A 15,384-nucleotide genomic window follows, 5' to 3' on the forward strand; every position below is an offset into this window, starting at 1 on the left:
GGATGGAGCCTGAACGCCAGCCGCAGATGAGGGCGCGGTGGACGCTGGCCGGAGTGCTGGTCGCGCTGTTCGCGGCGATGTTGCTCGACAGGGTCCTGCACGAGGGGCATCTGGAGCAGACGGCGCTGTTCTACGTCGGCATCCCGGCGGTGATCGCCGTCACCGTCGCCCTCACCGCCCGGCCGCGCAGCACCATCGGCATGGTCATGGCGTCCATCACCGTGGCCCTGGCCCTGGCCGGTCCGCTGCTCGGGGAGGGGATCGTCTGCCTGGTCATGGCCGCGCCGCTGTTCTACCTGGTCGGCCTGCTGGTCGCATTGCTCGTCGACGAAGTCCGGCGCCACCGGGGCAAGGGCCGGATGAACCTCCTGCTCGCGCCGCTTCTCGTCGCCGCCACGTTGGAGGGCACGGCGGTCTCGCTGCCCCGGGACAACGAGGTGAGCGTCACCGCCGGGGCGACGGCGGCGAACGTCGAGCGGACGCTGGCCGCCGAACCCCGGTTCGGGCCCGTGGAGTCGCGGTTCCTGTCGCTCGGCTTCCCCCGGCCGTTACGGGCCGAAGGTACTGGGCTGGCCGTCGGCGACACCCGGAAGATCATCTTCACGCCGCGCCGCTCACTGGGCATCGGCGCGCCCTTGGAGCCCCGGTCCATGATCCTGCGAGTGAGCGAGCGCATGCCGGGGCGGGTGGTGTTCGCCGTGGTCGAGGACACCACGCTCGCGCGCTGGCTGGACCTGCGCCGGGCGACGTTCGACTGGCGAAGCGGCCGTCTGACGGTGACCTTGGCCTACCGCCGTACCTTCGATCCGGGCTGGTACTTCGGCCCGCTGCAGAGCTACGCGCTGTCCGAGGCGGCCGGCTACCTGGTCAAGACGTTCGCCGGATGAGCGATCCCACGCTCATCCGGGGCGTCGCGCTCTTCGTCCCGATGGCCGCCGTCTGGATCGCAGCGGCCGTACGGCGGCCGGGGGAGCGGGACCTCGCCGCGATCATCCTGGCCACGGCCTGGAACCTGGTCGGCCTCGCGGTCGTGAACGCCGTCGCCGTGTACGCGGGCTGGTGGCGCTTCGCCGCCGAAGGCGCCGTGGTGGCGGGCGTACCCGTTGATCTACTGCTGGGCTGGGCGTTGCTGTGGGGCGCGCTGCCCGCGTGCGTGGCGCGGGCGTACCCGCTGCCGCTGGTCCTGGCGGGGTTCGCCTGGCTGGATCTGGGGGTGATGCCGCTGGCCGAGCCGGTCGTGACGCTGGGGCAAGGGTGGCTGTACGGGGAGGCCGCCGCGATCGCGTTCTGCCTGCTGCCCGGACTGCTGCTGGCCCGCTGGACCGCCGCGGACCGGCGGCTCACCTGGCGCGTGTCGTTCCAGGTGAGCCTCGTGGGCGGGCTCATGCTCGGCCTGCCCGTCGCGCTGACCGGCGTATGGCGGCAGCCCGAGTGGGTGATCGGGCTGCTGGCGCAGGTCGTGGCGGTGCCGCTGCTGTTCGGGCTGGCCGCCGTCCGCGAGTTCGCCGTCGCCGGGGGAGGGACGCCGGTGCCGTACGATCCGCCCAAACGCCTCGTCACGAGCGGTCCGTACGCCTATCTGCGCAATCCCATGCAGTCCTCCATGGCGGGCGCCTACCTGCTGCTCGCGGTGCTCGACCTGCGGTTCGCCGCCGCCGCGGTGAGCTGCGTCGCCTACGGCGCGGGGCTGGCCGCCTGGCACGAGGGGACCCAGCTCGTGTCGCGGTACGGCCAGGGGTGGACGGACTACCGGGACCAGGTACGCGCCTGGCTGCCCCGCATCCGCCCCTACCCCGGCCTGCCGCGCGCCGACCTCCACGTGGCCGCGACCTGCGGGCGATGCGACGCTGTCGGCCGGTGGTTCATCCGCCGACGGCCCGTCTCGCTGCGGATCCAGCCTGCGGAGAGGCATCCGGGGGGTTTGCGGCGGATGACCTACGAACGTGCCGACGGGCTGCGCGCCCAGGGGGTGGCGGCCTTCGCCCACGCGGCCCAGCACCTCCACCTGGGGTGGGCGCTGCTCGGCTGGGTGCTTCTGCTCCCGGGGGTGGGGTGGTTCGCCCAATTGTGCGCGGACGCCTTCGGCGCGGGCCCCGCCCGTCCCCGAGCCACCGAAGACGCGGAAACCTGAGACCCGCACGGCCCCAGGCCACCGGACACGCGGAAACCTGAGGCTGCACGGCCCCGAGGCGTCGGACCGGCAGCACGTCTGCGCGGCCACTGGCGCACAACTGTGACCGGCATCACATTTTTCACCTGTCCCCTGAAGCGTTGCCTGTTCGTCCTATGCCCGACAAACCGGTTACGTGGAGGTTCAAGGTCATGAACAAGGTGATCGTCATCCAGTTCGTCTCTCTCGACGGGGTCATGGAGGACCCGGACGGGTCGGCGGGTTCGGCGCAGGGAGGGTGGGCGTTCCGCTACGGGCCCGAAAGCGTGGCCGGCGACAAGTTCGAGCTGGGGGAGGTGCTGGACACCGGAGTCATGCTGCTGGGCCGGGTCACCTGGCAGCTGTTCTCGCGCATCTGGGCCCCAAGGGAAGATGAGTTCTCCCAGAAGATGAACGCCATCCCCAAACTCGTCGCCTCACGCTCGCTGGACCGCGTCGAGGGATGGCGCAACTCCACCCTGCTGCGGGGGGACCTGGCAGACGAGGTGGCCAAGCGCAGGCAGAACCAGGATGTCGTGGTCGCCGGCAGCGCTAGCATCGTCGATGCGCTGCGGGCCCACGACCTGATCGATCAATACCGGTTGCTGGTCTTCCCGACGGTGCTCGGCGCGGGCCGGCGCCTGTTCGGCCAGCCCCTTGGTCTGGACCTCGCGTCCGCCGAAAAGGTCGGCCAAGCCGTCCGCCTCGTCTACGACCGCACGTCCGCGAATGGAGATTACCGGTGAGATACGCCCTGCTGATCAACGAGCGCCCCGGGGCGTACGAGGGCCTCAGCGAGGACCAGCGCGCCGCCATCAGCGCCGAGTACATCACGCTCATGAAGGACGAGCGCATGCTCGGGGGCGAGCGGCTGCAGCCGGCCGACACCGCGACCACCGTCCGCGTCCAGAACGGCGAGCCGCTGCTGACCGATGGGCCGTTCGCCGACACCAAGGAGATCTTCGGCGGCTTCTACATCGTCGAGGCGGACGACCTCGACTCCGCGCTGGAGCTCGCCGCCCGGATCCCGGCCGCCCGCCTCGGCGGCTCGGTCGAAGTACGGCCGCTGGTGGAGCGGTAGGCCGTGCTCGAGGAGGTCTTCCGCGACCAGTGGGCACGCGTGTTCGCGGCCCTGGTGAGCTTCCTCGGCGACGTCGACCTCGCCGAGGAGGCCGCACAGGAGGCGTTCGTCATCGCCGCAGAGCGCTGGGTACGCGACGGGCTCCCGGACAATCCGGGGGCCTGGCTTGTGGTGACCGGCCGCAACCGGGCGATCGACCGCCTTCGCCGCGACCGTACCCGGGCGGAGAAGACCCGGCTGCTGGACCGCCCCATACCGGAGGAGGTCACGATGGACGAGACGACGATCCCCGACGAACGCCTCGAACTCTTCTTCATGTGCTGTCACCCCGCCCTGGCGACCGAAGCTCAGGTCGCGCTCACGCTGCGCGCTCTGGGCGGCCTGTCGACGCCGGAGATCGCCCGCGCGTTCCTGGTGAACGACGAGACGATGAAGCGCCGGCTCTCCCGCGCTCGCAACAAGATCCGGGCGGCGGCGATCCCCTTCGCGGTTCCGGACGAGCGCCTGCTGCCCTCCCGCCTGAGCGCGGTCCTCGCGGTGCTCTACCTGGTCTTCAACCAGGGGTACGGCGACGGCCGGGCCGACCTCGCGGCGGAGGCGATCCGGCTGGGCCGCACCCTCCTCGACCTCATGCCCGACGAGCCCGAGGCGGCGGCGCTGCTGGCCCTGATGCTGCTGCACGACTCGCGTCGCGCGGCCCGTGTTCGCGACGGCGAGATGATCCTGCTCCACGACCAGGATCGCACCCTGTGGAACACCGCCCAGCTCGAGGAAGGGCGAGCGCTGCTCGACCGCGCCGTCAGGTCGGGTGCTTCCGGCGCCTATACGGTGCAGGCCGCCATCGCCGAGCTGCAGACCGAGGAGCGCATCGACTGGCCGGCTGTCGCGGCGCTCTATGACCGCCTGCGGCAACTGACGGGCTCGGCGGTCGTCGAGCTCAACCGGGCCGTGGCGATCGCCGAGGTCGAGGGGCCGCGGGCGGCGCTTGCGATCGTCGACGCGCTCCACCTCGACGACTACCGCTACTTCCACTCCACCCGGGCCGAACTCCTGCGGCGTCTCGGAGACACCGTGGCGGCGCGGGCGGCGTACCTCAGAGCGCTCGACCTCGCCACCACCGGGGCCGAGCGGCGCTTCCTCAGCCGTCGCCTCGCCGAGCTGTGACTCGCCTCGCGACCTCGACGGCGGTGGTCGGCTGCTTTGCGCGCCTACCTTCCGATGCGAGGTCGGCGAGGACGTCGCAGGGCGGTGGCGAGGTCGTCGAGGTGTGTGGCGACCGGGCCCAGGGTGAGCAGCCCGCTGCCCGCCCCGGCCAGCTCCGCCGCCGCCGGAGTGAGCTCGGCGTGGGCGCGTTCCATCGTCTCCCGGTCACCGACGGCGATGGCCGCCCGCGCGGTCAGGCACCACAGAGCCTCGTACAGCAGGTCGTGGGGCGGGTCCGGGATCAGACGCAGTGCGGCCGCGGCCGCGTGGCGGCGATCCTCGGCCAGCAACACCCAGGGCTGCGCCCATGGCTCGTAGGGCCCCCAGTCGGCGTGCTCGTCGACCAGGTCCGGCGGCCGATGCTCGCCGGGCCGTGCGTACTGGAGGCGCAGGCACAGCAGCGCGAGCGGCAGTATGCCGGACCGCAGTCCGGGCATGCCCGCGCCGTCCAGCTGAGCGGCGGCATCCCGATAAGCCGCCTCCGCCGCCGATGCTGATCCAATCGCGGTGAATGACTGCCCGGTCGCGGCGAGCCGCAGCGCCCGGTACCACTGGACGAACACTCCCACCAGCGGCAATTCATGCCGCCGGGCCAGCAGCTGGGCGGCGGTCGCGTGCCCGTCGGCGCCGGCGAAGTCCGCGAGCGCGCTGCGGGCCTGGAGGCGGATGAGGTGCCCGAGCACCTCGAAGGTGACCAGCCCATGCCGGGCGGACAGAGCGACCAGCTCGGCGCCGATCTCGTCGCGGCGCGGCGCGAGCCCCGCCCGGTGGAAGGTCTGCATGAACACCCCGTTGAGGGCGAACGCCAGCAGCCCGGGATCGTCCAATTGGCGGGCGATCTCCTCGGCCTGCCGGGCGGCCTCGGGTCCGCGAGCCGCGCGGGTGCCGCGCGACTCCAGGGCGATCGTGGCCAGGAGCCGCGCCCGCGCCGCCTGGTGCGTGCCGGGTGGGAGAGCGGCCAAGGTGCGTTCGGCCGCCGCCACGATCTGTGCCGCCTGCGCCGGGTCGTCCGAGCGGGTCCAGATGGCCGGTACGTCGTACGCGCCGATCACGCGGGCGGTCAGCTCCGCGTCGCCCAGCTCCTCCGCCGCCGCGACGGCCGCCCCACGATAGCGTCGGGCCTCCTCCAGGCCGCCGCCTCCGGTCACCGCCAGGTTGCGCAGCAGGCCCACCGTCGACTCCAGCCGCGCTCGCGAGCCGGACGCCACAGTACGGTCATAGGCGGCGGCCGTCGCCGCCCACACCCGACCCGTGGCTTCGGTCGTCTCTGCCCGGTCCGGGCCTGTGGCTTCGGTCGTCTCTGCCCGGTCCCGGCCGGTGATCTCGGTCGTTTCCGCCCGCTCCCGGCCGGTGACCTGGGCTGTTTTTGCCCGCTCCCGGCCTGTGGCCTCGGTCGTGTCGAGGTGGCCGGCTTGGTGGAGGATGTCCGTCTCCAGGCGGCGCAGTCCGGGGCCCGGATCCACTCCCAGCTGCTCGACCAGGAGCGTACGCGCCCGGCGCAGCACCGCGAGCGCGTCGCCCTGGCGGCCGGTGCGATACAGCGCCAGGGCCAGCAGCCGCCACGCGTCCTCGCGCCAGGGATGTTCGGCCACATGCGCGTCCAGATCCGGCACCGCCTCGGCCGCGAGGCCCAGGGACAGGCGCGCGTCGGCCTGACGTTCCACCGCCTGTAGCCGCAGCTCCGCCAGGCGGGAACGCTCCGCACGGGCCCAGTCCTCCTCCGCGAACTCGGCGTAGGCGGGTCCGCGCCACCATCCCAGCGCCTCCTCCAGCCGCTTGAGTACGCCCTCGGGCGGCAACGTCGCGGCCACCGCCTGCTCGAAACGCCAGGCGTCCACCGCGTCCGGCTCCGCGCGCAGTGCGTACCCCGGCCCTTCGGTGACCAGCAACCGGGCCGCGGCGCGGGGCGGGCGCTCGGGCTCCAGCGCGCGGCGCAGGGCGGCCACGAAGGTACGTACGGCGCTCACCGCGCCTGGAGGGGGATCGATCCACAGGTCCTCGACCAGCCGGGAGACCGGGACGACGCGGCGGCGGGCGACGATCAGCCGGGCCAGCACCGCGCGGTGCCGCGGCCCCTTCAACGCGACCGCGCCCCCGGCCTCGTCCCAGGCCACCACCGGCCCCAGCACCCCGAACATCCTTTGTGCCACCGGTCCCGGTGCCCCGAACGTCTTCCGTACCACTACCCCACTCTTCCGCGTCATCGTCACCCCGGGCCTCACGCTATAGCGCGCTCATCCGATGCTCATCCGCGCCCGGCAGGCTGGAGGCACCCCATCGGAAAGGACCGAACCATGACGCCTGCCATCGCCGGCTTCGACTACCAGCGCGTGCCCGTCGCCGACGGCGTGTCCCTGAACGTGGCCGTCGCGGGCTCGGGCACGCCCATCGTGCTGCTGCACGGCTTCCCGCAGACCCATCTCATGTGGCGGCACGTCGCCGCCGACCTCGCGGCCGACCACACCGTGATCTGCCCCGACCTACGCGGCTACGGCGCCAGCGACAAGCCCACCGAGACCGAGCACACCGAGACCGAGCACACCGTATACGCCAAGCGCACCATGGCCGCCGACATCGTCGCCCTGGCCCGCGCGCTGGGCCATGAGCGTTTCGCGTTGGCCGGGCATGACCGCGGTGCCCTGGTCGCTTTCCGCGCCGCACTCGATCACCCTGAGGTGATCACCCACCTGGCCGTCCTGGACGTACTGCCGACCCTGGACATGTGGCAGGTGATGCGCGGCACCAGCGCCGCCGTCGGTTTCCATCTCTACCTGATGGCCCAGCCGCCGGGCCTGCCCGAGCAGATGATCGCCGCGACCTCGGACGCCTTCTTCGGCCACTTCCTCGACATCTGGACCAACGACCCGCAGGCGATCCCCGCCGATGTCCGCACCGCCTACCTGGACGCCTGCCGCGGCGCGGTGCCCTCGATCGTCGCTGACTACCGCGCCTCGGCCGGCATCGACGTCCTCCATGACCAAGCCGACTGGGACGCCGGCAACCGGCTGCGGATGCCGGTTACGGCCCTCCAGCAGGACTGGGGTGCCGCCCTCGGCTTCGACGCGGCCGCCCTGTGGCGTGCATGGGCATCCGACCTGCGGCATGAGACCGTCACCTGCGGTCACTTCATGGCCGAGGAAGCGCCCGCTGACATCGCCAAGATCGTCCGTGACCTGCTCACCCGCTGAACGACCAGCCAGAGCCGAGCCGCCGAAGGCATCCGCGCCGTCGGCACCGACCCCGGCTCGGCCCGGACGGTGACGAGCGTCAAGTGCGGTGCCCACGAACGATCGCCGGGCATGCATCCTCCCGCTCCGTCGGAGGGGGTTTCCCTCCGGAGGGACCGTTGTCGCGACGGACCGTCTTCTTCCGCTCCCGCGAAGGGTGTCCTCCCAAGGGAGCCCAGTCACGACGGACCGTCTTCTTCCTCGCCCCCGGAGGGGCGTCCGTCCCTGGGGAGGCCAGCCGCGACGGACGTCTTCTTCCTCGCCCCCGGAGAGGGTGACCGCAAGGGTCTCCCGGGTGGTTCGTCACACGACCGTCTCGATCCTTGTGACGGTCCGTGGTGGCTGGGTCTTTTGAGAGGAATACCCCCTGCGGGGGAAGAGGAAGACGGTCCGTCGTAACTGCCCTCCCCAGGGCCCTCTGCCCGTTCCCGGTCCGGCACGGCCTGGCCGCGTTCCGGTTGGCCTGTCGGCTTGGGGCGCGAGAGTCTTGGCGCCAGGAGTGGACCTTCCCCTTGGGTGAAGGGGCAGCATCGTGGTGCCGGTCGCGTTGGCCGGCGCGAGGAGGGCGGGGGAATGGGGCTGCTGACGATCGGGGCGTTCGCTCGGGCCGCGCGGTTGTCGCCGAAGGCATTACGGCTGTACGACGAGCTCGGGCTGCTCCCCCCGGCCGCCGTGGACGGGGAGTCGGGTTACCGCTTCTATGATCCGGCGCAGTTGGAGCGGGCCCGGTTGATCGTCTGGTTGAGGCGGCTGGGGATGCCCTTGGCCGGCATCCGTCAGGTGTGCGATCTGGAACCGGAGGCGGCGGCCGAGCAGGTCGCCGGCTATTGGGAGCAGGTCATGGCCGCCACCGCCGTACGCGAGCAGCTGGCCACCTTCCTCGTCGACTACCTGTCGGGAAGGGGCAGCGCCGTGGAGGACGCGGAAGCGATGATCGGGATCCGTTATGCGGCCCGGTCGGAGTCGGGGCTGGTTCGTACGAGCAATGAGGACTCCGTGTACGCCGGCACCCGGCTCCTGGCGGTGGCCGACGGAATGGGCGGGCCGGGCGGGAATCTGGCGAGCGCGGCGGCGATCGAGGCGCTCAAGTCGCTGGAGCTGGAGGCCGTACCCGCGGGCGACCTTCTCGGCGCGCTGGCTGATGCGGTGACCCATGCCGACCGGGCCATTCAGGGCATCGCCGAGTCGGCATTGTCCGGTGAGCCGGCCACGACGCTGACCGCGATGCTGTGGTCGGGCTCCCAGCTGGCGCTGGTGCACATCGGTGACACGCGGGCGTATCTGCTGCGCGGCGGTGAGGTCTTCCAGATCACCCACGATCACACCTATGTGCAGGAGCTGGTCGACGAGGGTCGTCTCAGCCCGGAGGAGGCCGCCTCGCATCCGCAACGTTCGCTGCTGGCCCGTGCGCTCACGGGCAAGGGAGGGGCTCAGCCGGACCTTTCGCTGCATACGGCCGTCGCCGGTGACCGTTATCTGTTGTGCTCCGATGGTCTGTCCACTGTCGTATCGGCAGAGTCCCTGCATGGTGTGTTGAGCAGTACGGAGGGCCCGGAGCAGGTTCTCGACGAGCTGGTCAGGCTGGCGTACGCCGCTGGGGCGCCGGACAACGTCGCCTGCGTGGTAGCCGACGTGGTGATGCTGTGACCGCCCCTCGTCCCGATGGCGGCGCCTCGGCGGTCCGTTCCTTCGGCGCGTACACGATCGACCGGCGGCCCCTGGCGATCCCCGCTTTCCGGCGGCTGTGGGTCGCCTCGGCCGTTAGCGCGGTCGGTGGCTCGTTCAGCGTGGTCACGGTGCCGACGCAGCTGTTCACGATGACCGGCTCGTCCGCGGCCGTCGGCGGTGCGGCCGTGGCGTCGTTCGGTGCTCTGGTCGTCGCTTCGCTGGGGGCCGGAACCCTCGCCGACCTCGTTGACCGGCGGTCGCTGCTGCTGGTGGCTCACTGCGGGCTCGCGCTGACCTATCTGGCCTTGTGGGCTCAGGCGGGCCTGGGGAATCGCTCCGTCGCCGTCCTGTTGGTGCTGTCGGGGTTCCAGGGGCTGGCCTTCGGGGCGATCATGGCGACGATGGGCGCCGCGGTGCCCCGCCTGGTGCCCGCCGAGCTGCTGACGGCGGCCAACAGTCTCAGTTCGCTGGCCCGGTACACCGGATCGGTCGTGGGGCCGCTCCTGGCCGGTGTGCTGATTCCGGTGGTGGGGCTCGGCACGCTGTACCTGTTCGACGCCGTCGCGTTGTCGGCCGTCATATACGCGGTGGTCAGGTTGCCGCCGATCCTGCCCGACCCGGCCCGCCCGGTGTCGCGGGGCGGGCTGTACGGCGCCTCCAAGTCCTACGGCGCCTCAAAAGCAGTGCGGCGGCCGTCGATTCTCGGGCAGACGTTCGCCGGGTTCCGCTACCTGCTCGGCAGCCGGGTGCTCGTGGCCGTACTGGCGGTGGACCTCGCCGCGATGGTCTTCGGGATGCCGTCAGCGCTTCTTCCGGAACTGGCGCAGCGCACCTATGGCGGGCCCGTGGGAGGAGGCGTGGAGCTGGGTCTGCTCTACGCCGCCTATCCGGCCGGCGTCTTCGTGGCCGGGCTGATGTCGGGGACGTTCACGCGCGCCCGCCGTCATGGTGCCCTGATGGCATCGGCCGCCGCTGCCTGGGGAGGGACCGTCGTCGTCCTCGGGTTGGCGCCACGGCTCTGGCTCGCGCTGACGGCCCTCCTGCTCGGCGGTGCGGTGAACTTCGTGCTCAGCACCTTCCGCAACGCCATCTCCCAGGCGTACACCGACGACGCCATGCGCGGCCGGATCCAGGGATCTCTCACCGTCGTCCTCATCGGTGGCCCCCAACTGGCCAATCTGCTGCACGGGACCGCCGCGGCGGCGTTCGGCCCGCGGGTGGCGCTCTGCGTCGGCGGGCTGCTCACCGTGACGACCGTCGCCCTGATCGTACGGGCGGCGCCTCAGCTGTGGCACTATGCCGCCCCAAGGACACTGAGTCAGGCGGTTGACCGGGCGCCTATAGTTAGTTAGGTGACTGACTCGAAAGGCTCCCGGGTGAAGACGGCGACCGCCAAGCGGCAGCGGCTGATGATCGCCGCCGCCCGGGTCGTGCACCAGCAGGGCGCGGAACGTACCACCATCGCCGACATCGCTCGCGCCGCCGACGTGCCCGTGGGCAATGTGTACTACTACTTCAAGACCAAGGACGAGCTGGTCTCGGCCGCGCTCAGCGAGCACGTCCGGCAGTTGGGGATGCTCACCGAGCACCTGGAGAGCCTCGGCGGCCCGCTGGAGCGGCTCAAGGGCCTGGTGGAGGCGTGGGTCGGCCAGCGCGAGCTCGCGGCCCGCTACGGCTGCCCGACCGGAACGCTGGCCGTCGAGCTGGACAAACGTGACGAGGGCGGCCTGGACGTGGAGGCGGGCAAGGCCATCCGGCTGCTGCTGGACTGGGTCGAACGGCAGTTCCGCGACCTTGGGCTGCCTGATCCCGACGGGCTGGCCCTGACCCTGGTGGGTGCCTATCAGGGCATGTCGCTGCTGGCCAACGCTCTGCGCGAGCCCGACGTCATGACGCGGCAAGGTGCCCGCCTGGTCGCTTGGCTGGACTGCCTGCCGGGCGACGGCTGCCCAGAGCGGCCCGGCGACCGTTCTCAAGCGCACTGATAAAAGACATGCCGATAAAGGACATATCGCTAAAGAAATGCCGATAATGGCATTTCTCGGGTGGAAAGTGAGGCTGTCAGGTTCTGTTTATCGAGCGAGTAGAGCGTAACCGCCAAGCGCCAATAGATCATGACAAAGGAGTCGCCAGTTGCCTGTAGGAGGCGTTTCCGGACGTCTCGTGCAGAGCAGGATTTGATCGACATGTTGGCGCCCTGGGGGCGGGGCGGATTCGATAGGGGGTCGGCCATGGGAATGAGTCGATTTAATGCTATTCGGGCGGGCACAGCCGCCGCGATGGTCACCACGGCGCTGGCCTGGGCGACCTCCGCCCAGGCGGACACATGCGCGGAGTCGACCACCTGCTCCACGACGGTGACGTTCACCGTCACCGTGGGCGAGGGCCTGGAGATCAGCGTGCCCGACGGGCCGGTCGACCTCGGCACCGGTCAGCCCGGCAGCCAGGTCAGCGGGGAACTCTCAGTCGTCACGGTCATGGACCAGCGGGCCGCGCTGAACGCCACCTGGACGGCGAGCGTGTACGGCACGCCGTTGACGACCGGCGGCGGTACGAGCGACGAGACCGTGCCGCTGAGCGCGCTCAGCTACTGGTCGGGACCCGCGACGGCCACCAGCGGTGCCGGAACCTTCGTGCCCGGCCAGCCCACCGCCGCCGACGCGGAGGTACTCGACGAGGTGTACACGGCCTTCAGCAAGATCAACGGCGCCGGCAACAACTCCGCCAGCTGGAATCCGACCATCGTGATCGACGTCCCCGCCCAGGCGGTGGCCGGTACCTACACCGGCACCATCAGCCACTCGGTCGCCTGAGCCGATGACCAGACGCCCCGGCCGCACCGGAGCCGATCGCCGCTCAGCGGCTCGAATCGGCTCCGGCGGCGCTCTTCCGGCGGGCGCGCAGGCGGCGGAAGGTGATGATCAGGACCGTCCCGGCGACGAGGGCCGCAAGGCCGGGGATGACGAGGATCAGCGCCAGCGGGGAGTCCGACGCGGCGGCCAGGCCCCACGCCCCCGCCTTGCGCGGGAAGGTGAGCGTTCCGGTCTCCGTCCGGTCGATCCGGCCGCTCCTGAGCGTGAGGCTGAACTTCCACGGCCCGTCGGGAAGATCCTGCCCCAGATGTACGGCGACATCCCCCTGCTGGCCGGGCGCCAGGGTGGTGCCCCGCTCGATCGGGAAGGGACCAGCGCTCAGAGCGCTCGGCCCGTCCGTGAGCGACAGCTTCCCTTCGAGGTCGATGGCGCGTTCGCCGGTGTTGGCGATGGTGGCCACGATCTTCGGCTGCCCGTCCTCGGTGCGCTGGGGCAGGATCTCGCCGATCTTGAAGTCCGAGGGTGGCTCACCGCCCGGACCGACGTCGAGGTAGGCGCGCAGCCCTACGCGGTTGACGAGGGTGATGCCCTCCTGCTGCCCCGCGCCGGGCGAGGAGATCTGTGCCCAGATGACGGCGTACCGCTCCCCTTTGGGAGCCCATGCGGGAATGCCGACGGTGGCCTTCACCGACGTCCTGCCCTGTGGCGGCAGGTCGGTGGCGGCCTGGTTGAGCTTGATCCAGGAGCTCAGTTCGTTCGGCGTGCGCTCGGGCTCGAAGGTGAAGCGGCCGCGGCTGATGCCGGCACCGGCGGTGTACAGCTGCACGTGTTGGGGTTTGTCCGAGACGTTGTACACCTCGAAGCGCCGGGTGAACGTGGTGCCGGGATTGACGTGGTCGACGATGAAGGCGTGCGCGCGCGGGTCGTCCATCCGGTTGGCGGGGATCTCCAGCAACCTGATGCCGATGCTGTCCTTGTCGGAGGGGCGCGCCGCGCCCCGGCTCGAGTCCGCGATCGCCGGTGCGCTGAGCATCGCGTACGCGAGCAGCGTCACGGGGACGAGCCGGGGCAACAGTGAAGTGGGCATGTGGGCTAGGCGACGGAGTGGTTCACCGTGCCGGTGTAAACGCCCGCCACCGCTTGGGCGGGGACGTTGACCACGATGGTCGGGTTCCAGGTGGCGGAGTTGTCGCCGGAGCCGGTCGTCTTGCTGAAGGCGGTGCGTGAGGTGTCCAGCGACTGCGCGGCCGCCGCGTTCGCCTGACCGGGAACGAAGGTCCCGGTCCCTGTTGTGGCGGTCGCCCCGCCGGACCAGTACAGGACGGCCGTGTTGGGAACGGTCTCGGCGGCGGTGCCGCCGCCCGTGGTGAAGCCTCCCGACGCGGCGACCACGGACGCAACCCAGCTGGCGGAGAGCGCGGCGCGCTGGTCGGCCACCGTGACCGAGCCGAGGTGCGTGCTGATCTGGCCTCCCGAGCTGCCGCTGCCGAGGTCCGCCGTGTCGGGTACGGTGATCTCCAGCCCGCCCTCGGCGGCCACGGTGAAGGTCACGGTGGTGGAGCAGGTGGTGGACTCGGCACAGGCCTCGGCCTGTGCGAGCGGGGCCACCGCCACCGTCGCCATGATGCCGGCGATGCCTATCAGGGGAAGGCCCAGACGGCTTATGAACATTGCTGTCTCCTTCATCGCATTTCCCGCCCTCTCTGGGCCGTTCACAGCACATTCTCCTCAGTGATCAGATTTCGGAAACTGTTCCCGAGGGCGCCTGGAACAATTTTGGCGATCAGATGACGACTATCGGAAATTAGCAATTCACCGCGTGGGGCCATGTGTAAGGAATAAAGGTGATTATGCCGATTCGCCCGTGCACTCTGGTTCACAACGGCATCGGCGTCCCCGGATCCGAGTGCTCTTGTCGGTGTCTTTGCGCGGGAATTGCCGCCCACGGATCTGGCGGGGGAACGAAGACGGCGGCAAGTGATCTATGATTCCACCGGTTTGCCGCGCGTCGACCTTCAAGCCGGGGCCTCCGCCCGCGCGGACGCCGGCGGCAGTGAGACGGTGACCCGCAGGCCGCCGTCGGGCCGGGCCCGCAGCTCCAGGCCGCCGCCGTGCGCGGTGGCGATGGCCGCGACGATCGACAGTCCGAGTCCGGAGCCGTCACCGGAGCCGGTCCGGTCGGTGCCGAGCCGCTCGAACGGCTGGGCCAGCCGCGCCACCTCCGCCTGATCGAGGACCGGCCCGCCCGTCTCCACGACGAACAGCGCGGTCGCGCCGTCGGACGCGGCGGACAGGCGGATCCAGCCGCCGTCGTGGTTGTGGGTGATCGCGTTGTCGATCATGTTCTCGGCCAGACGGGACAGGAGCGTCCGGCTGCCCCACGTCCACGCGCTGTCGTGGATGTCGCTGTCATGGACGGTGAGGTTCTTGGCGGTGATGTCGGCGGCTCGGGCGGCCAGGGCCGCGGACACCGTACGGCCGAGCGAGACTTCCGCCCGGTCGGCCAGGGCGCCGTGCTGGGTGCGGGCGAGCACGAGGAAGCCTTCCAGAAGCCGGTCGACCCGGTCGAGCTCGGTGCGGAGGCGCTCGGACAACGCGACCGTCTGCGCGGGTACGGGTTCCGGCTTGGCCAGGGCCACGTCCAGCGACGCCCGCATGGTCGCCAGCGGGGTACGCAGCTCGTGGGAGGCGTTGGCGACGAACCGGCGCTGCGCGTCGAAGGAGCCCTCCAAGCGTTCCAGCAGGTCGTCGATGGTGTCGGCGAGGTCCTTCACCTCGTCGGCCGGGCCCGGTACGGCCAGCCGCTCGTGCAGGTTGTCGGCGGAGATCCGCCGGGTGGCCGCGGTGATCGTCCGCAACGGGCGCAGCACCCGGCCCGCGGCGATCCGGCCCAGCACGATCGACACCACGGCCATGACGGCCAGCGCGACGGCCGAGCCGATGAGGAGCTGCCGTGAATGGAGCGCCTGGACCTCCGACAGCTGACTCTGGAGGCGGGCGATGAGCTCCTGGGCGGCGCCGGGCGTGAGCCGCTCGACCGGCGCTGTCCCCACAGGGGAGGTGACCCGCGTCCCCAGGCTCACCAGGTTGGTGATGGCCAGCAGTCCGACGCCGGACAGGAGGAACAGGACGCCGTACAGGGCGGTGAAGCGCAGCCGTACGGTGCCGTCCCACAGTTTCCTCATGACTCCAGGATGCTGTTTCGCGCCTAACAACGACATGACAGCCTCGGTTCGGCCCACG

The 15,384-nt window shown here is 70.9% G+C and carries 14 protein-coding genes; 10 read left to right on the plus strand and 4 right to left on the minus strand.

Annotated elements, in window-relative coordinates:
• Positions 1 to 2 precede the first annotated feature (2 nt).
• The 5 genes from ACQP2T_RS27700 (at position 3) to ACQP2T_RS27720 (ending at position 4,394) form a co-directional block, all read left to right on the plus strand.
• On the plus strand, positions 3 to 887 hold the full coding sequence (locus tag ACQP2T_RS27700; protein ID WP_433518966.1) for a hypothetical protein: 885 nt from the start codon (positions 3 to 5) through the stop codon (positions 885 to 887).
• Positions 884 to 2,131, plus strand: coding sequence for an isoprenylcysteine carboxylmethyltransferase family protein (locus ACQP2T_RS27705; protein ID WP_433518967.1), 1,248 nt, complete (start codon positions 884 to 886; stop codon positions 2,129 to 2,131). Before ACQP2T_RS27700 ends, ACQP2T_RS27705 begins: the two co-directional genes overlap by 4 nt.
• A gap of 191 nt (positions 2,132 to 2,322) precedes the next feature.
• Complete coding sequence (locus tag ACQP2T_RS27710) at positions 2,323 to 2,895, plus strand: dihydrofolate reductase family protein (protein ID WP_433518968.1); 573 nt, start codon at positions 2,323 to 2,325, stop codon at positions 2,893 to 2,895.
• Positions 2,892 to 3,230, plus strand: coding sequence for a YciI family protein (locus ACQP2T_RS27715; protein ID WP_433518969.1), 339 nt, complete (start codon positions 2,892 to 2,894; stop codon positions 3,228 to 3,230). Before ACQP2T_RS27710 ends, ACQP2T_RS27715 begins: the two co-directional genes overlap by 4 nt.
• A 3-nt stretch (positions 3,231 to 3,233) precedes the next feature.
• Complete coding sequence (locus tag ACQP2T_RS27720; protein ID WP_433518970.1) at positions 3,234 to 4,394, plus strand: RNA polymerase sigma factor; 1,161 nt, start codon at positions 3,234 to 3,236, stop codon at positions 4,392 to 4,394.
• 44 nt (positions 4,395 to 4,438) lie between these two features.
• Here ACQP2T_RS27720 and ACQP2T_RS27725 read toward each other — a convergent pair whose 3' ends face one another.
• Positions 4,439 to 6,571, minus strand: a complete 2,133-nt coding sequence (locus ACQP2T_RS27725; protein ID WP_433519839.1) for a BTAD domain-containing putative transcriptional regulator — start codon at positions 6,569 to 6,571, stop codon at positions 4,439 to 4,441.
• A gap of 156 nt (positions 6,572 to 6,727) precedes the next feature.
• On the opposite strand from ACQP2T_RS27725, the gene ACQP2T_RS27730 reads away from it, so the two are divergent.
• The 5 genes from ACQP2T_RS27730 to ACQP2T_RS27750 all read left to right on the plus strand — a co-directional run bounded on the left by ACQP2T_RS27730 (position 6,728) and on the right by ACQP2T_RS27750 (position 12,141).
• Positions 6,728 to 7,621, plus strand: a complete 894-nt coding sequence (locus ACQP2T_RS27730) for an alpha/beta fold hydrolase (RefSeq protein WP_433518971.1) — start codon at positions 6,728 to 6,730, stop codon at positions 7,619 to 7,621.
• A gap of 612 nt (positions 7,622 to 8,233) precedes the next feature.
• Entirely contained in the window at positions 8,234 to 9,307 is a 1,074-nt protein-coding gene (locus tag ACQP2T_RS27735) for a MerR family transcriptional regulator (RefSeq protein ID WP_433518972.1), read from the plus strand.
• The gene (locus ACQP2T_RS27740; RefSeq protein WP_433518973.1) at positions 9,304 to 10,680 is read left to right on the plus strand and encodes an MFS transporter; all 1,377 of its coding nucleotides are present in this window, start codon (positions 9,304 to 9,306) and stop codon (positions 10,678 to 10,680) included. Before ACQP2T_RS27735 ends, ACQP2T_RS27740 begins: the two co-directional genes overlap by 4 nt.
• Positions 10,681 to 11,313: a TetR/AcrR family transcriptional regulator gene (locus tag ACQP2T_RS27745; RefSeq protein WP_433518974.1), complete on the plus strand. Its 633-nt coding sequence runs from the start codon at positions 10,681 to 10,683 to the stop codon at positions 11,311 to 11,313.
• 294 nt (positions 11,314 to 11,607) lie between these two features.
• Positions 11,608 to 12,141 carry a hypothetical protein gene (locus ACQP2T_RS27750; RefSeq protein WP_433518975.1) on the plus strand — a complete coding sequence of 178 codons (534 nt, stop codon included), beginning with the start codon at positions 11,608 to 11,610 and terminating at the stop codon, positions 12,139 to 12,141.
• Between the two features lie 43 nt (positions 12,142 to 12,184).
• On the opposite strand, the gene ACQP2T_RS27755 is transcribed toward ACQP2T_RS27750, so the two are convergent.
• The 3 genes from ACQP2T_RS27755 to ACQP2T_RS27765 form a co-directional block, all read right to left on the minus strand.
• Entirely contained in the window at positions 12,185 to 13,228 is a 1,044-nt protein-coding gene (locus tag ACQP2T_RS27755) for a hypothetical protein (protein WP_433518976.1), read from the minus strand.
• A gap of 5 nt (positions 13,229 to 13,233) precedes the next feature.
• Entirely contained in the window at positions 13,234 to 13,812 is a 579-nt protein-coding gene (locus ACQP2T_RS27760; RefSeq protein ID WP_433518977.1) for a hypothetical protein, read from the minus strand.
• 344 nt (positions 13,813 to 14,156) lie between these two features.
• A complete protein-coding gene (locus ACQP2T_RS27765) occupies positions 14,157 to 15,326 on the minus strand; it encodes a HAMP domain-containing sensor histidine kinase (protein WP_433518978.1) in 1,170 nt (389 codons plus the stop codon).
• Positions 15,327 to 15,384 lie beyond the last annotated feature (58 nt).

This window comes from Nonomuraea sp. CA-143628, from assembly GCF_050942315.1.
In the GTDB taxonomy this organism is placed as follows: domain Bacteria; phylum Actinomycetota; class Actinomycetes; order Streptosporangiales; family Streptosporangiaceae; genus Nonomuraea.